Here is a 22968-nt window from a genome sequence, read left to right as displayed (position 1 = left end):
CGTCTAATGTGGATGTTGTTTGAGGATGTCGTATATCTCCTCTTTCAGTTTGAGTTTCTGTTTTTTCAGATCCTTCACCTCGGAGCTGTAGTCGCTGGCATGATGCTTTTCCAACTTTCTAATCTCCGCATCCAAGTCGTTGTGCAAGTCAAACTTCTTCTGGAAATGGACATCACTGCTCTTCAGTTTCGAGATGAGATCTCTGTACTCTGGGAACATGTAATGAAGCCTCCTTGGTTTCGTTTGATTGTGCCTTCAAAACCAAAGTACCCCTTCCCCCCAGAGATAAATGTGATCCCGATCGAGTTCGGGACCAATGATTTGCTGCATGGGGAAGATGATTTTTAACTCATTGAATCACAAGCTGATAAGTCATTTGTAAGTAAGCATTTGAGCTTAAAACTGGAATCTCGATCACAGTTGTGACGGTTTGATGACGGCGGCGGGCTGGCAAGCGGGCAGCAAAAAGGGGCGCAAGGCCCCTTCTTGAGAACAGGCGTGGCGTTTACTCTTTTTTCTTTTTCTTCTCGGGCAGTGGCTTGCCATCGCGGGCGATGACCTTGCCCACTTCGAAGCCTATCTGCGCCGCCAGCTCTTCCAGATCCGGCGCCTTGGCTTCGTTGCCGATGGCGTACTGGTAGTTGGCTATGGTGATCTTCTCGGCCACAGGTGTGCCCGGCACTATGGGCTCACGCCAGCCCTGGCCGACATGCGCAACTAGCGTGCCGTTCATGATGAGCTCGCCGACGATTTCCTGGGTGGGAACGCCCTTGCCGTAGGTGAGACCCTGCGGGTGCTTCTTGCCGACCAGCGGCTCCGTGCTGGCAGGCATCAACTTGGTGCGGATCAGCCACTTGGGATCCTTGGTCTTGCCGAGTGCTTTGCCGGTCTGGTATTCGTTGATCTTGATGGTCTTGATCATCTGGGCTGTAAAATCTTTGGTCAGCGCCTTCTGGGCCTCGCTTGTCTCGTCGATGGCGATGGGTGCCACATACCAGGTTTTGGAGGCCTGCGCCTTGGGCGCTGCGGGCGCGGTTTGCGCCATGGCCAGCGGGCTGAGCAGGATGGCAGCCAACAAGAGTCCGATTTTCTTCATTGTGATTCCGCTTATGTTTCAACAAGAATTTTGTTTTGCCAGCGACGACTGCGCCAGCGCCAGAACATGGCCAGACCGCGTACCCACTCATCGCAGGCGAGCGCCAACCAGATGCCGACCAGTCCATAACCCTGCATGATACCAAGGAAATAGGCGAGCGGAACGGCAATCCCCCACATGGAGACGAGCGCCATGTAGAGCGGGAAACGGGCATCCCCGGTGGCACGCAGGGCGTTGATCACCACCAGGTTGAAGGTGCGGCCGGGTTCGAGGATGAGGCTGATGAGAAACAGCTGGGCCACCTGGGTGATGATGTCCGGATCATCGGTGAACATGCTGATGATGGCGCGGCCATTGAGGGCGGCAGCGATGGCGATCAGGGTAGTGACGATGAGGCCTAACTTGAGGCTCTTCATCAGCTGGTTGTAGGCCTGCTCGAAGCGGCGGGCCCCCGCCAGATGGCCGATGATGATCTCGTTGCCAAGGCCGATGGAGAGGCCGAACAGCAGAATGAACAGGCAGATCTGGAAGAAGTAGGACTGGGTCGCCAGCGCCTTGTCACCGAGCAGGCCGACGAAGGCGGTGACCACCATGAACTGCAGCATCCAGGAGAGGTTCTCCCCTGCTGCCGGCAGGCCTATGTGCAGCACCTTGTCCAGCATGACCTTGCTGGGGCGAACAATCTCGGGCAGACGCAAGCGGATGCCTGTCTTGCGCGCCACCAGCCACACCAGCAGCACCACGCCGACGATGCGACCCGCCACAGTGCTGATGGCGACCCCGGCCACCCCCAGCTGGGGCAGGCCGAACCAGCCGTAGAGCAGCAGCAGGTTGCCGACGAAGGTGATGAGGTTGACGGTCAGGGTCACGTACATGGCCTGACGGGTATGACCGTGGGCACGCAGGGTGGCTGCCAGGCAGAGCGCCGCCGCCTCTGGCAGCAGGCACAGGCCGATGATCTGCAGATAAAGGGTGGCATCGCCCATCAGATGAGCAGGCAGGTTCATCAGGGAGAGCATGGTGCTGGCGCCGGCGAGCACGCCGACCGCGGCCACCAGCCCCACCAGCAGGTTGAAGCCGATGGCGGTGTGGATGACGATGCGCGCCTTCTCCCGATCGCCGGCCCCCAGATACTGGGTGATCACCACGCTGGTGCCTATGCTGACGAAGCTGAACAAGGTGATGGCCAGATCGAACACCTGGTTGCCGACCGCCAGTGCCGCCACGCCCTGATAGGAGACGTGGCCCACCATGAAGGTGTTGAGGGCCCCGGTCAGAAAGTGCAGGGCGAGATCGATAAACAGCGGCCAGGTCAGGGAGAAGAGAGTGCCCGGGCCCGCGTGGGATTGAGTTTGCATGGGGTGTCCAAATACTGGGGATGGCCCTCGTCAGCGCCATCTGGACGGGCATTTAACACCAAGAGTCCGCAGGGTGCAATCCTGCCCTGAGCGGAGAGTGTGCCAAACCCTCCCAAGGAGAGTCTGGCGCCCGATCAGGCCGGGGTGGCGCCTGCCTCCTGCTCGGAGGGGAGCGTGAGCCGCGCCGAGTCCGGCAGCGCATCATCCTGGGGCCAGTGGGAGAGGATGGCGTCCGTGGTGCTCTCCACCACGGCATCATCCTTGAACACCGGCTCCCGGTAGCAGCGGGTCATGCGCAGCGCCTGATACATGTCGGGGCAGAGGATGATCCCCTCGTCGCCCACCCGGATCCCCGCCTGCTTGAGCCACTGGCTCATCTGGCCGTGGCGACCGGCCATCACCATGTGGATGCCGCGCCGTTTCAGATCCTTGTGCAGCTCCCCTACCATGCTCATCACGCTGATGTCCTGATGGGTGAAACAGGCCACCGCATCCACCACCAGGCATTTGGGGTTGTGGGGATCTTGTACCAGCAGCGCCAGCACCCGCCGCTTGAAGTAGGGGGCGTTGAAGTAGGTGAGCGGCGAGTTGAAGCGATAGACCAGGATGCCGGGAATGGCCTTGGCCTGCTCGTTGTCCCCCAGGGTGCGTACCACCCCCTCGTCATCCATGCCGAGCAACTGGTCGGTGGGGCGCATCACGTTGCGCAGGAACTGGAACAGACCCAGCAGCACGGCGAGGGTGATCCCCGGGATCACCCCCATGGCCAGCACGCTGACGAAGGTGATGAGCGCCAGCCAGAAGGCGGCCCTGTCGGAGTGGCGCAGGGCCCACAGGCCGCGAAAATCGGTGAGCGAGAGCGACGCCATCACCAGCACAACGCCGAGGGCGGCCGTGGGTATGTATTGCAGCGGCGCCGTCAGGTAGAAGGTGACCAGGGCGATGGCGGCGGCGGCTATGATGGAGACCAGCTGGCTCTTGCCGCCGTTGGCGTCGTTGACCGCGGTGCGCGAATCCGCCCCGCTGATGGCAAAGCCCTGGGAGGCGGCCGCCGCCAGGTTGGCCATGCCGAGAGCCCGAAACTCCTTGTCCGCATCGATCTCATAGCCGTTCTTGGCGGCGAAGCTGCGGGCGGTGAGCATCATGGAGACGAAGCTCACCATGGCGAGGTTGAGCGCCGGCAACACCAGCTCGCGCATCAGGCCAGGGGGAAATTCCGGCAACTGGAAGACGGGCATACCCGAGCCGATGGCACCCAGGGTGGCGATGCCGAACTGGCCGAGATCCAGTCCCCACACCAGGGCCGCCGTCACCACCATGGCCACCATGGAGGAGGGCCAGGCCGGCTTGTAGCGCTTGGCCAGCAGCAGGGTGAGCAAGGCGGTCAGGCTCATGGCCAGGGTCGGCAGATGGGTCTGGGTAATGTAGCTGGCACCGCTCGCGATCCGCTCTATGAGGTAGCGCTCGCTGAAGGTGAAGCCGAAGATCTTGGAGAGCTGGCCCACCATGATGGTGATGGCCACGCCGTTGAGCAGCCCCATCAGTATGGGGCGGGAGAGAAAGTCCGCCAGCACCCCCAGCTTGAAGCGGCTGGCGATGAGGCACCAGAAGCCGGTCATGGCGGTCATGGTCATCACCAGCTGCCAGTGGCGGGTGGCATCACCGGCGGCGAGCGGGGTCACCACGGCGGCGATCACGGCGCAGGTGGCGGCATCCGGGCCGACGATCAGCTGGCGGGAGGTGCCAAACAGGGCATAAACCAGCATGGGCAGTATGCAGGAGTAGAGGCCGACCAGGGGCCCCACGCCGGCGAGCTCGGCATAGGCGATGGCCACGGGCAGTGCCACGGCCGCCACCGACAGTCCAGCGCGCACATCCGGCATCAGCCAGGCCCGCTGGTATTGCAGCAGGGCGGCGAGGCCCGGTAGCCAGCGTTCGAGTGAGAAGAAGTCGCGCATTATTTAACCCATTGAGTTACAAACAGCTTTTCCCTAGTGTGCCCAAGGTTATCGAAAGATTGCAATCAGGTTATGGCCAGTTCACCACCAGGTCAGGCCACAGCCGTTGCCACTCCTTGGCCTTGACCCGCTCGGTAAAAACCCGGCTCTCCTGACGGCAGCGCGGGTTGGGATCCACCTGCAGGGACCAGTTGGGTGCAAAGCCGTAAGGGGCTAGCCACTCGAATCTATCATCTGTCAGCAGGCGGACCCCGATGCAGGTGGGCAGCTCCACCCAGTGGCTGAGGGCTTCCAGACTGCTGGCAAAGGGGGGAACCCGCTGGCGCTGGTGCATGCGGGCCTGATTGCGCACTTCCCAGCGCTGACCCGGCACCCTGGCGGCCAGCCAGGCCTCGTGATCCGCTTCGTGCAGCCCTTGCGGATCACCGCAGTCCAGATAGATGAGATCGATATCGTTGAGCGGGGTAGGGACTGATTTAGCGTGCTGATGATCCCAGACGAGGTTGCGGATAAAGCCGGCCCCCAGCGCCCAGTCGGGCAGGGCCAGCTGGCGCGCCGCCTGCAGGCAGGCCATGCGCTGGCCATTGGCCCGCAGCAGGATTTCGGTCTGCGCTTGCAGGCGGGCCTCTTGCGCGCACTGGCGATGCTGCGCGTCTTGCGTACTCTGACGCGTCTGTGCGTCAACCTGCATTGCGGCGCAGCCAGACGTCTATGTAGCTGCAGCTGGGCACTATGGTGAGCCCCTCCGCCTGGGTCCAGCTGTAGAAGGTGCGCGCCAGCTGATCGGCGATGCCCTGTACCCTGAGCTCCGGCGGGACGAAGGTGCTGTAGGCGTCTATGGTCTTGGCATCGAGCCGCCGGTAACGCAGTCTGGACTCCTTGCCGTCCACCACACAGATGAATTGTTGCTGGTTGGCCTGATGAATGATCTCGCTCATGCTTGCTCCTCGGTACGGGGAATGGGGTTATCTGACCACGTTGGCAGCCCTTTGCCAACTGCACGGGCTCGCTTACACTGCGAACCCGACCGGGTACATACCCGCTAGCCAAGGTATAGAACAGTTAACAGAGGATGGATCCCATTATGGCCTTCGCCACGCTGGAAGATCTGATTGGCAATACCCCCCTGCTGGCGCTGCGCCGCATCAATCCCTGGCCAGAGGTCACCCTGCTGGTGAAGCTGGAGGGCAACAATCCCGCCGGTTCGGTTAAGGACAGGCCGGCGCTGAACCTCATCAAGAGTGCCGAAGCGAGCGGTCGCTTGCTGCCGGGAGCCCGGCTCATCGAGGCTACCTCCGGCAACACTGGTATAGCGCTGGCCATGGTGGCGGCGGCGCGGGGCTACCGGATGCGGCTCATCATGCCGCGCACCATGAGCCAGGAGCGGCGCGATGCCATGCAGGCCTATGGCGCCGAGCTGGTGCTGGTGGAAGACGGCATGGAAGCCGCGCGGGATCTGGCGCTGGCCATGGAGGCACGCGGGGAGGGACTGGTGCTGGATCAGTTCAACAACCCGGCCAACCCGGATGCCCACTATCAATCGACCGGCCCCGAGATCTGGCGCCAGAGCGAGGGGGCGGTCACTCACTTCGTCTCGGCCATGGGCACCACTGGCACCATCATGGGGGTCTCCCGCTACCTCAAGGAGCAGAACCCGGCGGTGCAGGTGATAGGCCTGCAACCGGCAGAGGGGAGCCAGATCCCGGGCATTCGCCGCTGGCCCGCCGCCTATCAGCCCGCCATTTTCGAGCCGAAAAGGGTCGATCGGGTGCTGGACGTGACGCAAGAGGAGGCGCTGCTCATGATGCGCCGACTGGCGCGGGAGGAGGGGATCTGCTGCGGGGTCAGCTCCGGTGGCGCCGTGGCCGGTGCCCTGCGGGTGGCGGCAGAGATCAAGCAGGGGGTGGTGGTGGCCATCATCTGTGATCGGGGGGATCGCTACCTCTCCACCGGGGTCTTTACGCCGTCAGAGCAGGTAGACACCTAGCGTGACGCTTGGTGTTGCCTGATACTAAGGTGTTATTAATCAGTGGCTTGCTGATAATATTCTTCATGTACAGCTTGTAACAATCAATCCTGTTAGCAAGGTTGAATCCCTCCCTCTCCTGTCTGACACTCGGTGCCCTCTCGCGTTGAATCAAACAGGAGTTTCATCATGTCCGCTCGTTTCCTTCTGCCATCTTCCCTGCTTGGTCTTTGTCTGGCCCTGGTGTTGCCGGGCTGCACCGTCGAACCCTACGCCTACCAGTGCGGCGACAAGCACTGCGCCGTCATCGATCACAAGGGGGAAAAACATGAGCGGCCGCTGGATGAGATGAAACCCGTCTGGGAGCGCAACCAGGAGCGGGAAGAGGCCATTCGCCGCAACAAGGAGTCCATCTGGCGCGAGAAGACGCCGGAGGGAAAAGACAACTATGGCGCCGGTGCCACCATCAGCTGGTAGTAAGCGGCCCCGCCATGCGGGGCCTGGCCAAGCTGGCTATTCCCAGGCCAGCTCCAGCAGGCCGAGCAGCTGGGTCCGGTCGGCATCCTTGCGGTTGTAGAGCAGGGCGCCATCGTTGATGGCGAGATCCCGGATCTCGGGCAGCAGGGCCTTGTCGGTGACGCCGGCTTCGCGCAGGGTGCGCGGCAGCTTCACCGCCTGCCACAGGGTATCGCGCAAGGCGTACAGGGCCTGGATGCTGGCCTGTGCCCGCTCTGCGACCGGGGTCGCCGCGAAGCGCTCGGCGCCGACCAGGGGCAGCAGCAGGCGGGCCAGCTCCTCATCTATGCCCGGCCGGTTGTAGTCGAGCACGGTCGGCAGGAAGAGGTTCATGCACAGACCGTGGGGCAGGTGACAGCGGGCCCCCAGGCTGTGGCCGAGGGCGTGCACCAGCCCCACCATGGAGTTGGAAAACGCCATGCCCGCCAGGGTAGATCCTTCCGCCAGTTGCAACCGCAGGCGCTTGTCCTGCGGGTTGCTCAGCACCTGGGGCAGGGCACTGGCGATCTTCTCCACCGCCATCAGGGCCAGGGCGTCGCTGACCGGGTTTTTGGCGTTGCCGATGAAGGCCTCGATGGCGTGGGTCATGGCATCCATGGCGGTGGCGGCCGTGATGTTGAGGGGCAAGCCCTGGGTGAGGCGCGGATCCAGCACCGCCAGCTGGGGCAGCAGGAAGGGTGAGGTGAAGGGCACCTTGCGCCCGCTCGCCTCATCCTTGATCACCGCCACCAGTGTTACCTCGGATCCCGTGCCCGCCGTGGTGGGCACCACTGCCAGCGGCTGCAGGGGTTTGGTCAGGCAGCCTGCGCCGGCATAATCCAGCAGCCGATCCCCGCCCATGGAGGCGAGGATGTTGACCGCCTTGGCGGTGTCGATGACGGAGCCCCCGCCCAGCGCCACCAGGCTGTCGCATTTGAGCTCCCGATAGCGGGCCGCGATCCGCTCCACCACGGCGGTGGAGGAGTCGGCCGGGATCTCGTCCCAGATGTCGGCGACTGGCAGCTCCCCCTCGGCCAGCACATTGGCCAGCAGGGTGGCGAGTCCGGTGCCGCTGACCCCCTTGTCGGTGAGCAGCAGCGGGCGGCGCGCCCCCAATCCGGCCAGCTCGCTCGCGAGCTGCTCCAGTGCCTGTTCGCCCGCCATCAGCTTGACCGGGCAGAAAAAATCGTAATAGCGACTCATGGTGCTCATCCTCTTGTTCAGCCGGTCAACAGACCCAGGTAGATGTGGCAGGCGCGCGCCAGCTTGCGGCGCGGGTCAGGATAGTGGCGCAGCAGCGGTCGCGCGATGAAAGCGGGCAGGATCAGGGCCTGCAGCTGTTCCAGCGCCCGTACCAGGTGCATGGCGACGGTGAGATCCCCCTCTACCAGCAAGCGGTTTTCGCTGAATGCCTGATTGACTCCGAGCCGAAAGCTGAGGGCGCGAAAGGCGATGCCCGGATGCTTGAAACGCACTCGCAGCGGGTGCAGATCGCCGCTGGCATGGGCCGGTGCGCCGCACTGCCAGCGGCCTGCCGCCTTGTGGATGATCAGCGCCTGGCTGAGGCCCGCCACCTCCAGCCGTATGGTGAGGCCGTCGGGCAGGGGGGCGAGTTCTTGTCGCACCGCCTCATCGACCCGGGCGGCGCGGCACAGGGTGCGCCCTATGACCCAGAGCAGGGTGGCTATCCAGAGACGGCGGCCAAGGGCCGCCAGGGATTCAAGCGTCCGGTTTTGCATGAGGGTTCACTCCCGAGATGGCGGACCAGAACAGGGCGAAGGCACTGGCTTGCCAGTGAGCGTCCCGTCCCAGTTCAGGTTGGTCGACAAACAGGGAGGCGCAGGCCAGAAACTGGCTCTGGCACACCTCCAGCATCAGGGCCGGCGGGGCTTGCATCAGGGCTCCGCTGGCCTGGCCCTGGCTCAGCAGGCGCGGTAGAAAGCGCAGGGTATCGCTCAGGATTTGGCTGCGCAGGGGGCGCGCTAGCAGGGGGGAGTGGAAGAACCCCAGCACGAACTTGAGCTCGTTGGGATGGGCCAGCATCCACTGCATCGCCTGCTGCCAGTAATGGCTGGCCTGCTCGCGCAGGGGCAGGGCGGCATCCGCCTCCGTGATGGCGGTGCTGAGCCGCAGTTTGACATCCTGATAGAGGCACTGGATCAGCACTTCCTTGCTGGGGAAGTGGTGAAACAGGGTGCCGTTGGCCACCCCAGCCGCCTTGGCGATGCGGGCGGTGGCGGCGCCTTGCAGCCCATCCTCTGCGCACAGGGCGAGGGCGGCATCCAGGATCTGGCGGCGCTTGTCTGTCATGGGTTTGTGCATGCAGGTCTCCGGCGTCCGTCAGCGCAAAAACAGCGCCATCATCAGCCGCTGGTGCCAGCGCCGATAAGGGGGGTGAACCAAGGAGCCTGTGCTGAATCTGCCACGGCTCAACACGGTTTTCGCCTTGGAGAAGGTGAGAAAGCCTTCATGGCCGTGGTAGTGGCCCATGCCGGAGGCGCCGATGCCGCCAAACGGCACGTCATCGGCCGCCACCTGGAATAGACTTTCGTTGATGGCCATGCCGCCTGAGTGGGTTTCCCGGGTCACCCTGGCCTGCAGCGCCGGATCCAGGCTCATCAGATAGAAGGCGAGCGGGCGCGGGCGGGCGGCTATGTAGGCGAGCGCTTCGTCCAGGCTGTCGTAGGGCACCAGCGGCAACAGGGGGCCGAAGATCTCCTGCTGCATCAGCTGGCAATGGTTGGGCACCCCGGTCAGCAGGTGGGGCACCAGCCGGTGGGCGACGTCGTCCCGGGCCGGGCTGCCGCAGGGGTGCACCTGGGCACCTGCCTGCTCGGCCTCGGCCAGCCAGCCGGTGAGCCGCTCATATTGGCGCCCATTGATGATGGAGCCGTAATCCGGGCTCCCCAGCCCCTGGGGATAGAGGCGAGCGAAGTGGTTGCGGTAGGCCTCGATGAAGGCCTGCTCCTGGCCTCGTGGCAGCAGCACATAGTCGGGGGCCACGCAGATCTGGCCAGCGTTGAGGCTCTTGCCGAAGATCATCCGCTCCACCGCGAGCGCGATGGGCATGTCGGGGGCGATGAGGCAGGGGCTCTTGCCGCCGAGCTCCAGGGTGAGCGGGGTGAGCTGGGGGGCGGCGGCGGCCATTACCAGTTTGCCCACCGCGGTCGAGCCGGTAAACAGCAGATGATCGAACGGCAGGGCGCTGAATGCGGCAGCCACCTGGGCATCTCCCTCGACCACTGTGACCTCATCTTCATCGAACACCTGATCCAGCAAGGTGCGCAGCACGGCGTTGGTGTGAGGGGTGAATTCGGAGAGTTTGAGCATGGCCCGGTTGCCGGCGGCGATGGCGCTGATGAGGGGCCCCAGGCTCAGCATCACGGGGAAGTTCCACGGCACTATGATGCCGACTACCCCGAGCGGTTGATAGAACACCTCGACCCTGGCCGGGGCCAGCAGCAGCCCCGTGTGGCGGCGGTGCGGGCGCATCCAGCGCTTGATCCGCCGCTGGGTGTAGTTGATCTGCATGACGCTGGGAAGTATGTCGGCGATCAGGCTGTCATAGTCGCTGCGCTGGCCATAATCCCGGGCCAGGGCGTCACACAACAACTGCTTGTGGGCCAACAGGGCACGCTTGAGCTGGCTCAGATGGGCTCTGCGCTCGCTCAGGTCGGGCATGGGATTGGCCTGACAGGCCTGCCTGAGCCGGGCCAGCTTGCCCGGTAGCGACAGCTTGTCTGTGGTGGTGTCCTGCAACTGAACCGCTTCCATGGCATACCTCGCGCGTTAATTGACCGACTGATTGGTCGGTCTAAATCTAGCGGCTTGTTAATCGGCTGTAAAGTTTTGCCATCTGGCTTAGCATAGGGTCGCGGATGACTCACCTGTGAACTGTGCGACCCACCACAGTTTCGAGATTTGGTGGTTGGTGTCTTATCCAATTAGGGGTAGTTTTTTGGCCGTCAACCTACAAGGAGTGAACGACATGACCAGGGAACTGAACAGCTTGTTGGCCCGGCTTGATGATGTGGTCGAGCGGATGCCGGATTGCTTCAACACCTATGAATTTGCCCAGAAGCTGGCGCTGCAACACCAGCGCGAGTTCTTTGCCGCGGGTCACTCCCTGGCGGAGCAGGAGGGACGCTTGCTGCGGGTGCTGCATCAGAAGATTGCCGAGGCGCTGGCCAGCAGCGATACGGTGATCGAGGGGGCCTTGTTGCCATGCGTCACCCCCTGGGGCGAGAAAGCCACCTCGCCACGCTGGCATCGCAAGCACTGAGTCGGCAAACAGACAATGAGAAAGGCCCGTCACGGGCCTTTCTCATTTCTCATGGTGAGCGGGTCTCACTGCGTCAGACGGCGCGCCTGCCAGTAGCGGCTGTTCCAGTAGACATTGTCGAGGCGCGAGCGAATCACCCCCTTGCTGGTGGAGGCGTGGATGAACTCCCCGGCCCCCGTGTAGACACCGACATGGTATTGCTGCCAGCCGGTCTTGAAGAAGACCAGATCGCCGTGCTGCAAGCGGTAGCGATCGACCGGCGTGCCCAGGCTGGCCTGGGATTCAGTGGTTCTGGGGAGGTTGAAACCGAGCACCTGCTGGTAGGCAAGCTGGGTGAAGGCGGAGCAGTCGAGCCCGGCCCGGCTGGCACCGCCCATGCGATAGGGCACGCCGCGCCATTGCTGGTAGAAGCCGTCGAAGGCACTGCTCTGACGAGGTGGCGGCGGTTCGGGCGTGCTGGAACAGGCGGCCAGCAACAGGGCCAGCAGGGGCAGCAGTAACTTGCAATGCATGGGGGCTCCTTCGACTCGACGACCCGCTCATCATAAACGGGGTTTGGGGCTCGAACATAGCCTTGTTGGCAATAAACCACGCCTGAGCGGCTGGAAAGGGCATAGGCTGAGGGACGTCATATTATCGATTGTATTCATTTGAACAATATTTGGCGATTATCTTGAATGAGCATTTCAATATTAACGTAATTATTCTATTCAAGTTTAAATTATTTTATCATTAACGTTATTGACGTCATCGCGTGATCTGTGTCACGTTCTGATTTCAGGCTAATTCGTTATGATGAAATCGTATTACAGCTGGCAGCTAGACAAGCCACATCCGTCATCAATATGGTGGCAGAAAATTAGATATATATGGGTATATTCCCGAAACTGCCTCACATAATAATATTCGGTCAATGACTGGCGTTGGCTGACAATATCATCAGACAGAGGAGGGCAACCCCATGATATCGAGCCCATAGCAGTGAGTGTTTCCTCGCGGCAGAATGCCCAAGGCATCAGGCTCCCGCTGCATCGTTCAGGCCGATGAACAGGGACGCGAGGCTCAAGACAGGTGTCACCTGCATCCAAAGTGGGCAGTGCTATCACAGCGCGACAACTGTGTACTCGGCAAACAGTGTAATAGCATCGGCGAGCGCCGAATCTTCCACCTTAGACTGCATCTCAGTCCTTGTTTTGTCATATGAAATACTCGCCACGAACACGCTGTTAATTCACAGCGAGAAAAATGGTTGGCATTGATTGGCAAGCAAGCAGAATAACACCGTAATATAACCATCAATAATAGGGTTATGCTGTTCCACCTCATGGTGGAAATAGTCTGGTGTGATTCGACAAGGAGCTAACAATGAAAAACAAAAAACCACGCAAATTCATCACTCAGGCTCCCACTCTCAGTCTGCTCGCGCTGGCCTTGCTGGCAGGCAGCGTGCATGCCGAAGACATAGGCGAGCGTACCGATCAGGGCACCGCCATGCTGGCCAGCCTGCAATCGGAGCAGGGACTTCTCTACCTCAACGCCGGCGTCTGGCTGGATGAGCAGCAGGCCGCCAGCGTGCTGACACCTGATCAACTGCGCGAGCGCGTGCTGGGGCAGGGGGAGCGCGTCTTCATCGACTTCAGCGCCATCACTGACAAGGGCGAGCGGCAACAGGCCAGAAAGGCCATGGAGCAGCTGGCCGGCATCTCGTTCGATGCCGACTGGGTGCTGGTCTCCGCCTACAAGGGCGCGCTGCTGTTTACCCCGCTGGGGGGCGTCGATGATCCGGCCTTCTATCGGGTAATGGAGCGGGTCGAGAGTCTTGCGGGGCAGGGCAAACGCCACAAACGCTCCCTCACCCAGCCGGCCACTGCCGAGGCCGGCTTGCCGCACGTGGCCTTCTACCTCAACGTCAATCGCAAGATCAGCGATGCCGAGTGTACCTTCCCGCGCTCGCGCACCTGGGATCGGGGGGATCGGCTGTTCTGTGACTCGCCGAACATCTCGCTGGTCTATCGGGTGAACCTGGAGCGCTCCCTGCAATTTGGCAACACGGGCTCCGCCACGCCGGATGCCAAGATAGTGCGGATCTCGCTGGATGAGGAGTCGGCCGGTGCCGGCATCCAGCTCAACGAAGATCTCACCTGGAGCGAGAACTTTGCCGGTTACACCCTGCTCGACGGCTGGGCGCGGGACTATGCCACCGACGCCATCGCCCAGGACTACCGCTTCACCATCGAAGCCTCCAACGCCAAGGCGGCCGTGCTCAAGAGCCTGCCCACCAACCTCAACAGCAAGTATGAGCATCGCGAGATCTCCGGCTTCGAGGTGGGGGTGACCGGCGGGGTCGAAGTGAACAAGGACGGGCCCAAGGCCAAGCTGGAGGCCTCGGCCAAGTTCAGCCAGCAGCGCCAGCTCGCCTACAACACCCAGGACTATCGGGTCGAGCGCTCGGCTCCCAGCGCCCAGAAGGTGAGTTTCAGCTGGGTGCGGGATCAATACGCGACGGCGGAGTCTCTGCTCTCGTCCAAGACGGCCACAGTATGGGGCATGGGGTATGATGTGGATCACAATCGCATCCAGCCGCTGAGCTACAAGGGCTTCGTGCCGAATCTGGACGTCATCTACAAGGCGGCGCCCAACGAGCAGGGCAGCACAGAGTTCAAGATTGACTCCTCGGTCAACATCCGCCCCATCTACACCGGCATCTACAAGCACTATTACGTGGTGGGCGCCCATGTCTCCTTCCAGGGCTTCGAGGATGTCGACAAGCGCAGACGGGTGACCGCCTCCACCAGCTTCAAGGTGGACTGGAACCACCCGGTGTTTACCGGCGGTCGCCCGGTCAACCTGCAGCTGGGCGGCTTTGACAACCGTTGCCTGAGCGCCGATGCCCAGCAAGGCGTGAGCGCCGTGACCTGTGACGAGACCTCGGCCGCCCAGTCCTTCATCTATGACCAGTACGGCCGCTATGTCAGTGCGCTGGATACCCGTCACTGCCTGGATGGCAACAACCTGGGCCAGTTGCAGAGCTGCAGCCTGAGTCTGGGACAACGCTGGGAGTGGAAAGCGGAGAGCGATGCACTCAGCAACCTGAGCGCCCATCAGCTGCTGGGTCACGACAAGCAGACGGGCGCGCTGGCGCTCTATGACGAGAATGGCCAGCCTGGTGACGTCAGCCTGCGTACCCTGACCTCCTACACCCAGATCTTCGGGCCACCGACCGGCAACTGATTTAGTGTCAGAGTCATTGACCAATGAAAACGCCGGCAAGTTGCCGGCGTTTTCATGGAAGTCTGTCTAAGTTCAGGCCTTGGGTTCGATCAGCGGGGTGAGCAGCTCGGCCAACTTGTAGAAGGTCTGTACCCGAGTCGTGCTGGGGCGCCACACCAGCCCGATCTCGCGGTAGGGGTGCTCCCCTGGCAGGGGGATGGCCACCAGATCCGTGTTGTCGAGGATACCGGCATCTATGGCCATCTGCGGCAGGAAGGTGGTGCCAAGCCCGGCGCCGACCATCTGTACCAGGGTGTGCAGGCTGGTGGCGGCGAACGGGTTGATCTTGCTCTTGTCCCGCAACCGGCAGGCGCTGACCGCATGCTCGGTGAGGCAGTGCTCCCGCTCCAGCAGGAAGATGCTCTGATTGGGCAGCTCCTTGTAGTCGAACGGGGTGTGCAGACCGGCCGCCATGCTGGCGGGCATCACCATGTGGAAGGGGTCCTGGCCGACCATCTTGCAGTGGAAGCCGCCGATCTCCACCGGCAGCGCCAGGATCAGCAAGTCGAGCTGACCCTGCTCCAGCTGCTTGAGCAGGTTGGTGGTGGTGTCTTCACGCAGCAACAATTCCAGCTCAGGATAGGCTTTGCCACATACCTGCAGCAGCTTGCTGAGCAGGAAGGGGGCTATGGTGGGGATGCAGCCGAGCCGCACAGTGCCATGCATGACGCCGCCCTGATGCTGGCCGAGTTCCATCAGATCCCGTGCATCCGAGAGCAAATTGCGAGCCCGCTCGACGATTTCCATGCCGACCGGGGTCATAATGAAGCTCTTGTGGTCCCGCTCCACCAGTTGCAGATTCATCATGTCTTCCAGCGTCTGGATCCCGGTACTCAGGGTGGACTGGCTGACATGACAGGCCTTGGCGGCGCGGTTGAAGTTCTTGTGCTCGTCGAGAGCGACCAGATATTGCAGCTGTTTCAGGCTGGGCCAACGTTGCATAGGAAAACCCGATTAATGCTATCTATTTAATTTGATTTAACTAATCTACCACCGGGCCTATAGTTTGTCGCTTGAATTAGACGGACTTGGCTCTAGGTAGCCCAATCCTGACAGGATTGTTCACTTCACATAAAGAGGAATTGAATATGGTATTGGTAGGCCGTCCCGCACCCGATTTCACCGCTGCTGCCGTTCTGGGCAATGGCCAGATCGTTGACACCTTCAACCTGGCATCCCACATCAAAGGCAAGGCAGCCGTCCTGTTCTTCTATCCGCTCGATTTCACCTTCGTCTGCCCGTCCGAGCTGATTGCCTTCGATCACCGCCTGGAAGAGTTCAACAAGCGTGGCGTGGAAGTGATCGGTGTCTCCATCGACTCCGAGTTCTCCCACAACGCCTGGCGCAACACCAAGATCGAAGACGGCGGCATCGGCCCGGTCAAGTACCCGTTGGTTGCCGACATCAAGCACGAGATCTGCAAAGCCTATGACGTTGAGCACCCGGAAGCCGGTGTGGCTTTCCGTGGCTCCTTCCTGATCGACAGCCACGGCGTGGTTCGTCACCAGGTCGTGAACGATCTGCCGCTGGGTCGCAACATCGACGAGATGCTGCGCATGGTCGACGCCCTGCAATTCCACGAAGAGCACGGCGAAGTGTGCCCGGCTCAGTGGGAGAAAGGCAAAAAAGGCATGACCGCCTCTCCGGATGGCGTTGCCAAGTATCTGTCCGAGAACGCCGCTTCCCTGTAATAAGGTCTGCGTACCGGATACTGAAAAACCGATGCCTTGGCATCGGTTTTTTTATGTCTTTTTTTGCGCCGGTCTCGCTCCCGGCCAAATGCCAGCCATAAAAAAGCGCGCCCACAGGCGCGCTTTTGTTAATCAGGCCGTCAGGCTACTCGTCGAAGATACCGAAGTGATCCTTGGCGAAGTTGACTCGCTGCTCCACGTTCATCTTGACCTGGCCCAGCTTCTCTATGGTCTTGAGATTGGGCACCAGGCCGCGGCCGTTGGCAATCTGGATGGCGAGACCCGGCCGGGCGTTGAGCTCCAGCAGCATGGGGCCGCGGAACTTGTCCAGCACCATGTCGGTGCCGATGTAACCCAGGCCCGACATCTCGTAGCAGGAGGCCGCCAGGGTCAGCAGGGTGTCCCAGTGGGGCACCTTGAGCTCATAGAGATCGAGGCCGGTGTCCGGGTGGTGGCGCAGCGGGTTGCCAAACTGCACCGCCCGCAACGCACGGCCGGTACGCAGGCACAGGCCCACGCCCACGGCGCCCTGGTGCAGGTTCGCCTTGCCGTCGGAGGCTGCGGTGGAGAGGCGCATCATGGCCATCACGGGGAAGCCCTTGAAGATGATCACCCGCGCATCGGGTACCCCTTCGAATGAGTAGCCATCGAAGACATCATCGAAGTTGATGAGGCCTTCCACCAGCGCCACGTCGGGCTTGCCGCCCAGCGAATAGAGCCCGGCCAGTATGTTGGAGACATGGCGCTCCAGATCCTGACCATTGCTGGCGCTGCCGTTTGGCTTGTAGAAGAGGCCATCTTCCTGACGCAGGATCACCAGGATCCCCTTGCCGCCCGAACCGCGAGCCGGCTTGATGCAGAAACCCGGCCAATCCTTGACCAGCTGGGTGATGCGGGTCACGTCGTGCTGTTCGCGGATGGTGCCGATAAGCTCCGGCACAGTCACCCCCGCATCCAGCGCGATGCGCTTGGTCTGCAGCTTGTCATCCACCAAGGGGTAGAGGCTGCGCGGGTTGTAGCGGCTGATGTAGGAGTGGTTGCGTTTGTTCATGCCGAGGATGCCTGCCTGGGACAGGCTCCACGGACTGGTGTATTTTTCCCAGAACCACATCTGTTACTTGTCCTTACCCGGGGTGGCGCCAGACTTGATCTCGTTCACCAGCGGTTTGAAGCGCTTGAGCTCGCTCAGCTTGTAGCCGGTGTAGTTACCCAGCAGCAGCACGGTCGCCATCAGCACAAGTTGCAGGCCGAGGAAGTTGAAGGTCAGGTGACGGATCAGCTCGTTGTCCATGGCCAGGTAGGCGATGACCGCCACCAGCAGGGAACCACCGCCCTGACGGACGACCTCTTTCGGACCCTCTTCTTCCCACAGAATGGACATCCGCTCTATGGTCCAGGAGAGGATGATCATCGGGAAGAAGGTGATCTTCATGCCGTCGGTCAGCCCCAGCTTGAAGGCGAAGGCGGAGAAGATACCGATCATCGAGATCACCATGATGATGATCGCCGATATTCGGGCCACCAGCAGCAAGTTGAGCCGCGACAGGTAGGAACGGATGATGAGACCGGTGCCGACGATCAGCAGGAAGCCGATCAGACCCGTGATGAGGGAGGTCTGGATGAAGGCGACCGCGATCAGCACTGGCATGAAGGTGCCCGAGGTCTTGATACCGACGATGACCCGCAGGAACACCACCATCAGCACGCCGATGGGGATCAGCAGCAAGCCCTTGAACAGCGCCTGCTCTTCCAGCGGCAGACTGTGGATGGAGAAGTTCATCATCTCTGATTTTTCGAACTTCTGCGCCAGCGCCACGTTCACTGGTTGTTCCTGCTCGATCATCGAGAAGGTCACCTTGGAGTTGTGGCCGCCGGTCACGTCCAGCAGGGCGCCGGAGTTGTATTCCCACAGCAGCAGGTTGGCAGGGCGACCCTGTTCACCGGTTTGCGGGTTGAACAGCTTGTAGTCGGTCGGGCTGTTGAACACCTGCAGGTAATCCACCAGCTCCTGGCGACGGCGACCGTCTTCCAGGCTCAGGGCATGCACTACCCGGGCTGGAACCTCGGCGTTGTTGAGCAGTTCGGCGATCAGGTTGGCGCGGCTCTTGTGAGACTTCAGCAGCTCGGCGTTCTGCTCCTGCTTCTCGATCTCCTTGATGATCTCGCGGGTCAGGGTGTAGCCGTCGGCGGAGCGCTCCTGCGCCCGCTCGGAGATCTGCTTCATCGCGGTGGCGTAAGGCTCGCTCTCTATCTGCTTCTCGATGACGGGGGGCTGGGCCAGTGCCGCCGGTTTGGCGTGCTCGTCAGCCATCATGTCGACGCGGTAGTAAAGCTCCTGACGGCCGGAGGCGGTGCGAATGGACCACTCGGCACGGGCATCACCATCCTTCTCGACAAACGACAGGCCATAGCCCGGGCTCGCGGCATTCTCGTTCATCAGGGTGAAACCGGGCTGAGTGCCCGGAATGGCCAGGGAGGCGATCACCGGCTCGCCGGTGGCCTCGAACTCCAACTTGGCCTCGATGGACCAGATCTGGCGTTTTTCACCCGGCGTCAGCGGCACGTCCAACGCTATGTGGTGATAAAACGTCATCCCCAGGCCGACAATGTACAGCAGGGCGACCAGCAAATAGAACGGCTTACGGGAAACCATGGATTATTTCACATCCTTGAGCTTGGGTTTTGGTTGGATATATTCGCGGGCCACATCAACCACGGCGATGTCTTTCAAAAATTCGCGACCCAGCAGCACGGGGAAGGTCATGTCGCTGCGGTCTTTCAGGGTAAATTCAGCTTTTTCTGTCATGTCGCCGATCCGCACAGCCAGACGCACCACGGGACGACGGTCGAGATCGTCGGCGGACGCCTGACGCACCCGTACGTGACGCACCAGCGGCGCTTCGATCTGGATCTTGTCATCCATCTCCTGGTGGCTCAGGAAGAAGCGCACCCAGTTTTTGCCGTTGCGCTCGAAGATGGTGATGTCCTGGGCGCTGATGGAGGAGGTGGTGGCACCGGTATCGACCCGCGCCTGGAAGGCGTCATTGGCGGCGTCTACCCAGATCCACTCGGCTTCACCGACCAGCAGTTTGCCATCGACCGTGTGTCCCTGGCTTGGCGCCTGGCACTTCTCGGTCGGGATCGCCATGGGCTTGGGCGGCTCGGGCGGCAAGGATTCGAGCTTGCTGTCGACTTTTTTCACGGACTCTTTCATGTTGGTGACATCAGTGTTGAGCTGAACCAGCAGGTGCTGTTGCTGCACATACTGCTTCTGTTGCTGTTCCATGGATGTTTGCAGACGTTGCTCGCTCAGATTGATCTCGGTGCGAAGCTCGGCCAGCGTCAAGGTAGGTACCGGGGGCGCTTTCTCCATACTGACACACCCGCCGAGACTGAGCAGGGAGAGCAGGGTCATTCCTTTTAATTTGCTTTTCATGTCATTCATTTAACTGTGCTTCCTGGAATTGGGTCAGTGTAACTTCCACAGGCGCCATCGGCTAGTCTTTGGCCTTTCTGGCAATCAGTACGGCACGTTTCGGCGCCGGGTGTCCTTCCACCGTGAGCGCTGGATCTTGGGGGTCCAGATAATCGGTCAGGGATTCATTTATCATCCAGTCGGTACGACGCTGTTCGTCGGTGCTGGTCATATTCTCGTCGACAATCCGCACATCGGTAAATCCGCAGCGCTCGACCCAGAGCTTGAGGGCTGCGCTTGAGGGGATGAACCAGACGTTGCGCATCTTGCCGTAGCGATCGGTGGGCACCAGCACGTCGTTGACCCCACCATCGATCACCAGCGTCTCCAGCACCAGCTCGCCGTCGTCTTTGAGCTGGTTGCGCAGCTGCTCTATGTGCTCGATGGGGGACTTGCGGTGATAGAGCACCCCCATGGAGAAGACGGTATCAAAGGCGCGCAGCTCCGGCAGCTCCTGAATGCCGAGCGGCAACAGGTGGGCGCGCTGGTCGCCGTCGAGAAAGTGGCGGATGGCCTCGAACTGGCAGAGAAACAGCGGGCTCGGATCTATGCCGACCGCGAGTTTGGCGCCTTCCCCCACCATGCGCCAGAGGTGATAGCCGCTGCCGCAGCCCACATCCAACACATAGCGACCGGCCAGCGGGCTGATGTGGGGCAATACCCGATCCCACTTCCAGTCAGAGCGCCATTCTGTGTCGATGTGGATGCCGTGCACAGTAAACGGGCCCTTGCGCCAGGGCATGAAGTGGCGCAGCAGGCTTTCGACCTTCTTGCGCTCGCCCTCGCCCAGGCTCTCGGCATGGCCGATCTCGACCCCATGTTGCAGCTCGATGGGGCCGGGCGCGACCGTGGGCAGCTTGTTGAGGGCACGATTCCAGCGCGGCAGATCGCCGTGCTGGTTGTCATGCTGCCAGGCGTGCAACTGGGCGGGCAGGGTATGCAGCCAGTGGCTCAGCCGGTTTTTGGCGATCAGTTGATAAAAATTGGCAAAGTCGATCATGGCTTAGTTGGTGTCGCTGGATTTGATGGCAATCATTGAACCGAAGTTGAAGCACTGGAACCAGAGATCCTGGTGAACAAAACCGGCGTCCCGCAGGCGGGCTCTGTGTATCTCCAGGCTGTCGGTGCGCATCACGTTTTCGAGGGCGTTGCGCTTCTGGCTTATCTCCAGCTCGCTATAGCCATTGGCCCGCTTGAAATCCAGGTGCAGATCGATGAGCAGCTCGTTGACCGGCTCATCCTCGAAGCGGAACTTCTCGCTCAGGATCAGGATGCCGCCCGGGCGCAGCCCGTCAAAGATGCGCTGGATCAGGGTCATCCGCTTTTCGGGGTCCACGAACTGCAGGGTAAAGTTGAGCACCACCACGGAGGCGTTCTCGATCGCGACGTCGCAGATGTCCGCTTCCACCAACTCCACCGGCACCTCGGATTTAAATCCGGAGAGATGGGCGCGGGCGCGTTCGATCATGGGATGGGAGAGATCGACCGCCGTGATGTGGCAACCCGGCTGGGTCACGTGGCGACGCATGGCCTGGGTGGCGGCGCCCAGCGAACAGCCGAGGTCATAGAGCCGGCTCATCGGCTGGGCGTAGCGGGCGGCCATCATGCCGATGGCGGAGATGATGTTGCTGTAACCCGGCACCGACCGCTGGATCATGTCGGGGAAGACGTCGACGACCTGTTCGTCAAAGCAAAAGTCCCCCAATCGGGCGATAGGGGCGGCAAAAATCTGGTCTTTGGTATGCATGCTGGCGCAACCTGACAGCCGGTATGTGAACCGACTGCTTGTTCAATTGAGTCGTTGGGTGACACCCTTCTGGGTTGTTTTATCACCGGTTTACGAACGGGGTGGCTGGCCGTGAGATCCTTCGGGCCGGCCCTGTTCGCAATGGGCCATCATCCGTGCCCTTGATCCGGAGCTGCGCTGTTTGTTGCAACGAATTGCAGTGGTCAACGACAGGCCCCTTATATGGAGCCGCGCTGTTTGTTGCAATGAATTGCAGTGGTCAACGACAGGCCCCTTGCTTGGGGCGCTAGTGTAGAGGATTGATGGGCGTTTGTCTTGACGCCGAGCCCCGTCCAGCCACAAAAAAGCGGCTTTTTTTACGCATGCGCGATGGCCTGTGACATGGCTGACTAAAAGCGCAGCACGCCTTGGCGCGCGCGATCGTTTTCCCCTGGCCAGGGGGCCATCTCCTGCCCCAACAGGCGGGTTATCTGACGGGCAAGCTCGGGTGACTGGGCATTGTCGGCGGTATGTATAAAGAGGTAGAGATCCTTTCCCTCCGCCAGCCACTGACGCCAGTGGGGCAACCAGCTGGGCAGGAAGGGGTGATTGGCGGCCGGATCCGGCAGACCGATGAGCCGCACCACGGGGGCGCTGGCGGTGGCCAGTAGGTGCACCGGCAGTCTGGGCTTCTTGCCCTGGGCATCTATCATGGCTGCCGTGGTGGCTGGCACAGAGAACAGCGGCCGGCTGTCGAGCATGATGCGGTTGATGCCTTTTTCCATCAGCATCCGGTTCAGGCTGCGCTCCGCCTCGCCCTTGGCGAAGAAATCGGGGTGGCGCACCTCGAGGGCATAGCGAAACTGTGTCGGCAGCCGGTTGAAGAATTCAGCAAGGCGGGGAAGGCCGCTCGGGCCGAAGCGCGCGGGCAGTTGCAGCTTGAGCAGCCCCAGCTTGTCGTGAAGAGGGGCCAGCAGGCGAATGAAGTCGGTCACCTGCTTGTCTACGCTCACCAGATCGCTCTGGTGGCTGATTTCTTTCGGAAACTTGAAGCTGAAACGAAAGTGGGCAGGCACCGCATCGGCCCAGCGCTGCACTGTGTCAGGGGTGGGCGAGGCGTAAAAGGTGGTGTTGCCTTCCACTGTGTTGAACACCTGGGCGTAGTGGGCGAGATGTTCGGCGGGTTTGGCGCCCACACCCAATAATTGACCGGGCCAGGCCGGGTGCGACCATTGTGGCAGGCCCAAAAAGAGGCTCATGGCGGATCCTGTCTGCGGGTTTATCTCGGTTTATGCCCATTTTTTGCCTTGAGACGCAAAAAACAGGGCAAAGGAGGCTGCTGGCCATTTTACCCAAATGGGGGTTTTCCTCTATAATGCCAGCCCTTTTGTTTGCCAATTTGTTGTGACTCGCCCCGCTGTGCGCATATTGTGGCGACGGTAGCGGCCATGAATTGGCCAAACAACGATGCTTTCCGATGCCCTCTGACCGACTGCCCGGCCGCTTGCCAGCCGCCTCTGGTCGAGCCGATATCGGTGGCAGGTGTCCGATCCAGGGGGTCGGACGGTACGAGACAGATTTCAAACCGGGCAAGAACAAGACTCTGGCCAGCTGTGAGACGGACTGTGCTGCCAGTCGTGCCCGGCGGCTC

The 22968-nt window shown here is 61.3% G+C and carries 23 protein-coding genes; 5 read left to right on the top strand and 18 right to left on the bottom strand.

Going from position 1 to position 22968, the window contains the following annotated elements:
• Window positions 1-3: 3 nt before the first annotated feature.
• The 6 genes from BN1128_RS24970 to BN1128_RS21235 all read right to left on the bottom strand — a co-directional run bounded on the left by BN1128_RS24970 (window position 4) and on the right by BN1128_RS21235 (window position 5350).
• Entirely contained in the window at window positions 4-219 is a 216-nt protein-coding gene (locus BN1128_RS24970) for an HP1242/YdcH family protein (protein WP_005313020.1), read from the bottom strand.
• Window positions 220-505: 286 nt separating this feature from the next.
• Complete coding sequence (locus BN1128_RS21255; RefSeq protein ID WP_042872540.1) at window positions 506-1096, bottom strand: hypothetical protein; 591 nt, start codon at window positions 1094-1096, stop codon at window positions 506-508.
• An 11-nt stretch (window positions 1097-1107) separates the two neighbouring features.
• On the bottom strand, window positions 1108-2454 hold the full coding sequence (locus BN1128_RS21250; protein WP_042872539.1) for an MATE family efflux transporter: 1347 nt from the start codon (window positions 2452-2454) through the stop codon (window positions 1108-1110).
• A 134-nt stretch (window positions 2455-2588) separates the two neighbouring features.
• Window positions 2589-4412 carry a SulP family inorganic anion transporter gene (locus BN1128_RS21245; protein WP_042872537.1) on the bottom strand — a complete coding sequence of 608 codons (1824 nt, stop codon included), beginning with the start codon at window positions 4410-4412 and terminating at the stop codon, window positions 2589-2591.
• A 70-nt stretch (window positions 4413-4482) separates the two neighbouring features.
• The gene (locus BN1128_RS21240; protein ID WP_042872535.1) at window positions 4483-5103 is read right to left on the bottom strand and encodes a nucleotidyltransferase family protein; all 621 of its coding nucleotides are present in this window, start codon (window positions 5101-5103) and stop codon (window positions 4483-4485) included.
• A complete protein-coding gene (locus BN1128_RS21235; protein ID WP_011705401.1) occupies window positions 5093-5350 on the bottom strand; it encodes a GNAT family N-acetyltransferase in 258 nt (85 codons plus the stop codon). The genes BN1128_RS21240 and BN1128_RS21235 overlap by 11 nt, the downstream gene beginning before the upstream one ends.
• Before the next feature lie 134 nt (window positions 5351-5484).
• Between BN1128_RS21235 and cysM the strand changes: the two genes are divergently transcribed.
• Together cysM and BN1128_RS21225 are read left to right on the top strand one after the other, a co-directional pair.
• Complete coding sequence (gene cysM / locus BN1128_RS21230) at window positions 5485-6399, top strand: cysteine synthase CysM (RefSeq protein ID WP_042872534.1); 915 nt, start codon at window positions 5485-5487, stop codon at window positions 6397-6399.
• A 168-nt stretch (window positions 6400-6567) separates the two neighbouring features.
• A complete protein-coding gene (locus BN1128_RS21225) occupies window positions 6568-6855 on the top strand; it encodes a hypothetical protein (protein ID WP_042872532.1) in 288 nt (95 codons plus the stop codon).
• A gap of 36 nt (window positions 6856-6891) precedes the next feature.
• On the opposite strand, the gene BN1128_RS21220 is transcribed toward BN1128_RS21225, so the two are convergent.
• The 4 genes from BN1128_RS21220 to BN1128_RS21205 are packed head-to-tail and all read right to left on the bottom strand — an operon-like array spanning window position 6892 to window position 10647.
• Window positions 6892-8076 (bottom strand): iron-containing alcohol dehydrogenase, encoded by a 1185-nt coding sequence (locus BN1128_RS21220; protein WP_042872530.1) that lies wholly within the window; start codon window positions 8074-8076, stop codon window positions 6892-6894.
• Window positions 8077-8093: 17 nt separating this feature from the next.
• A complete protein-coding gene (locus tag BN1128_RS21215) occupies window positions 8094-8612 on the bottom strand; it encodes an SCP2 sterol-binding domain-containing protein (RefSeq protein ID WP_042872529.1) in 519 nt (172 codons plus the stop codon).
• Complete coding sequence (locus BN1128_RS21210; protein ID WP_042872525.1) at window positions 8593-9195, bottom strand: TetR/AcrR family transcriptional regulator; 603 nt, start codon at window positions 9193-9195, stop codon at window positions 8593-8595. Before BN1128_RS21210 ends, BN1128_RS21215 begins: the two co-directional genes overlap by 20 nt.
• Before the next feature lie 18 nt (window positions 9196-9213).
• Window positions 9214-10647: a coniferyl aldehyde dehydrogenase gene (locus BN1128_RS21205; protein WP_042872524.1), complete on the bottom strand. Its 1434-nt coding sequence runs from the start codon at window positions 10645-10647 to the stop codon at window positions 9214-9216.
• Window positions 10648-10861: 214 nt separating this feature from the next.
• On the opposite strand from BN1128_RS21205, the gene BN1128_RS21200 reads away from it, so the two are divergent.
• Window positions 10862-11155 carry a hypothetical protein gene (locus BN1128_RS21200; protein ID WP_042872521.1) on the top strand — a complete coding sequence of 98 codons (294 nt, stop codon included), beginning with the start codon at window positions 10862-10864 and terminating at the stop codon, window positions 11153-11155.
• Between the two features lie 65 nt (window positions 11156-11220).
• On the opposite strand, the gene BN1128_RS21195 is transcribed toward BN1128_RS21200, so the two are convergent.
• The gene (locus BN1128_RS21195) at window positions 11221-11667 is read right to left on the bottom strand and encodes a C40 family peptidase (protein WP_042872518.1); all 447 of its coding nucleotides are present in this window, start codon (window positions 11665-11667) and stop codon (window positions 11221-11223) included.
• Between the two features lie 853 nt (window positions 11668-12520).
• On the opposite strand from BN1128_RS21195, the gene ahh1 reads away from it, so the two are divergent.
• A complete protein-coding gene (ahh1, locus tag BN1128_RS21190; RefSeq protein ID WP_042872516.1) occupies window positions 12521-14386 on the top strand; it encodes a hemolysin Ahh1 in 1866 nt (621 codons plus the stop codon).
• Window positions 14387-14458: 72 nt separating this feature from the next.
• On the opposite strand, the gene BN1128_RS21185 is transcribed toward ahh1, so the two are convergent.
• The gene (locus BN1128_RS21185; RefSeq protein ID WP_042872514.1) at window positions 14459-15367 is read right to left on the bottom strand and encodes a hydrogen peroxide-inducible genes activator; all 909 of its coding nucleotides are present in this window, start codon (window positions 15365-15367) and stop codon (window positions 14459-14461) included.
• Window positions 15368-15513: 146 nt separating this feature from the next.
• Here BN1128_RS21185 and BN1128_RS21180 point away from each other — a divergent pair, with 146 nt between their 5' ends.
• On the top strand, window positions 15514-16116 hold the full coding sequence (locus BN1128_RS21180) for a peroxiredoxin C (protein WP_042872512.1): 603 nt from the start codon (window positions 15514-15516) through the stop codon (window positions 16114-16116).
• A 145-nt stretch (window positions 16117-16261) separates the two neighbouring features.
• On the opposite strand, the gene BN1128_RS21175 is transcribed toward BN1128_RS21180, so the two are convergent.
• From BN1128_RS21175 to BN1128_RS21150, 6 genes are all read right to left on the bottom strand, one after another.
• Complete coding sequence (locus tag BN1128_RS21175; protein WP_042872510.1) at window positions 16262-17227, bottom strand: alpha-L-glutamate ligase-like protein; 966 nt, start codon at window positions 17225-17227, stop codon at window positions 16262-16264.
• Between the two features lie 3 nt (window positions 17228-17230).
• Window positions 17231-18769 carry an inactive transglutaminase family protein gene (locus tag BN1128_RS21170; RefSeq protein WP_042872508.1) on the bottom strand — a complete coding sequence of 513 codons (1539 nt, stop codon included), beginning with the start codon at window positions 18767-18769 and terminating at the stop codon, window positions 17231-17233.
• 3 nt (window positions 18770-18772) lie between these two features.
• Window positions 18773-19561, bottom strand: coding sequence for an ATP-dependent zinc protease family protein (locus BN1128_RS21165; RefSeq protein ID WP_042872506.1), 789 nt, complete (start codon window positions 19559-19561; stop codon window positions 18773-18775).
• 52 nt (window positions 19562-19613) lie between these two features.
• Window positions 19614-20591: a tRNA 5-methoxyuridine(34)/uridine 5-oxyacetic acid(34) synthase CmoB gene (gene cmoB, locus BN1128_RS21160; protein ID WP_042872504.1), complete on the bottom strand. Its 978-nt coding sequence runs from the start codon at window positions 20589-20591 to the stop codon at window positions 19614-19616.
• Window positions 20592-20594: 3 nt separating this feature from the next.
• Window positions 20595-21338, bottom strand: coding sequence for a carboxy-S-adenosyl-L-methionine synthase CmoA (gene cmoA / locus BN1128_RS21155; protein ID WP_042872502.1), 744 nt, complete (start codon window positions 21336-21338; stop codon window positions 20595-20597).
• 389 nt (window positions 21339-21727) lie between these two features.
• Window positions 21728-22576, bottom strand: a complete 849-nt coding sequence (locus BN1128_RS21150; RefSeq protein WP_042872499.1) for a DUF72 domain-containing protein — start codon at window positions 22574-22576, stop codon at window positions 21728-21730.
• Between the last annotated feature and the right edge of the window lie 392 nt (window positions 22577-22968).

The organism is Aeromonas piscicola (genome assembly GCF_000820005.1).
GTDB lineage: Bacteria > Pseudomonadota > Gammaproteobacteria > Enterobacterales > Aeromonadaceae > Aeromonas > Aeromonas piscicola.
Note: the sequence above shows the minus strand (reverse complement) of the source record. Positions and strands in the feature narration are given on the sequence as shown.

Coding starts and splice junctions, on each gene's coding strand:
- BN1128_RS24970 (WP_005313020.1), bottom strand. CDS start 219: ATGTTCCCAGAGTACAGAGATCTCATCTCGAAACTGAAGAGCAGTGAT.
- BN1128_RS21255 (WP_042872540.1), bottom strand. CDS start 1,096: ATGAAGAAAATCGGACTCTTGTTGGCTGCCATCCTGCTCAGCCCGCTG.
- BN1128_RS21250 (WP_042872539.1), bottom strand. CDS start 2,454: ATGCAAACTCAATCCCACGCGGGCCCGGGCACTCTCTTCTCCCTGACC.
- BN1128_RS21245 (WP_042872537.1), bottom strand. CDS start 4,412: ATGCGCGACTTCTTCTCACTCGAACGCTGGCTACCGGGCCTCGCCGCC.
- BN1128_RS21240 (WP_042872535.1), bottom strand. CDS start 5,103: ATGCAGGTTGACGCACAGACGCGTCAGAGTACGCAAGACGCGCAGCAT.
- BN1128_RS21235 (WP_011705401.1), bottom strand. CDS start 5,350: ATGAGCGAGATCATTCATCAGGCCAACCAGCAACAATTCATCTGTGTG.
- cysM (WP_042872534.1), top strand. CDS start 5,485: ATGGATCCCATTATGGCCTTCGCCACGCTGGAAGATCTGATTGGCAAT.
- BN1128_RS21225 (WP_042872532.1), top strand. CDS start 6,568: ATGTCCGCTCGTTTCCTTCTGCCATCTTCCCTGCTTGGTCTTTGTCTG.
- BN1128_RS21220 (WP_042872530.1), bottom strand. CDS start 8,076: ATGAGTCGCTATTACGATTTTTTCTGCCCGGTCAAGCTGATGGCGGGC.
- BN1128_RS21215 (WP_042872529.1), bottom strand. CDS start 8,612: ATGCAAAACCGGACGCTTGAATCCCTGGCGGCCCTTGGCCGCCGTCTC.
- BN1128_RS21210 (WP_042872525.1), bottom strand. CDS start 9,195: ATGCACAAACCCATGACAGACAAGCGCCGCCAGATCCTGGATGCCGCC.
- BN1128_RS21205 (WP_042872524.1), bottom strand. CDS start 10,647: ATGGAAGCGGTTCAGTTGCAGGACACCACCACAGACAAGCTGTCGCTA.
- BN1128_RS21200 (WP_042872521.1), top strand. CDS start 10,862: ATGACCAGGGAACTGAACAGCTTGTTGGCCCGGCTTGATGATGTGGTC.
- BN1128_RS21195 (WP_042872518.1), bottom strand. CDS start 11,667: ATGCATTGCAAGTTACTGCTGCCCCTGCTGGCCCTGTTGCTGGCCGCC.
- ahh1 (WP_042872516.1), top strand. CDS start 12,521: ATGAAAAACAAAAAACCACGCAAATTCATCACTCAGGCTCCCACTCTC.
- BN1128_RS21185 (WP_042872514.1), bottom strand. CDS start 15,367: ATGCAACGTTGGCCCAGCCTGAAACAGCTGCAATATCTGGTCGCTCTC.
- BN1128_RS21180 (WP_042872512.1), top strand. CDS start 15,514: ATGGTATTGGTAGGCCGTCCCGCACCCGATTTCACCGCTGCTGCCGTT.
- BN1128_RS21175 (WP_042872510.1), bottom strand. CDS start 17,227: ATGTGGTTCTGGGAAAAATACACCAGTCCGTGGAGCCTGTCCCAGGCA.
- BN1128_RS21170 (WP_042872508.1), bottom strand. CDS start 18,769: ATGGTTTCCCGTAAGCCGTTCTATTTGCTGGTCGCCCTGCTGTACATT.
- BN1128_RS21165 (WP_042872506.1), bottom strand. CDS start 19,561: ATGAATGACATGAAAAGCAAATTAAAAGGAATGACCCTGCTCTCCCTG.
- cmoB (WP_042872504.1), bottom strand. CDS start 20,591: ATGATCGACTTTGCCAATTTTTATCAACTGATCGCCAAAAACCGGCTG.
- cmoA (WP_042872502.1), bottom strand. CDS start 21,338: ATGCATACCAAAGACCAGATTTTTGCCGCCCCTATCGCCCGATTGGGG.
- BN1128_RS21150 (WP_042872499.1), bottom strand. CDS start 22,576: ATGAGCCTCTTTTTGGGCCTGCCACAATGGTCGCACCCGGCCTGGCCC.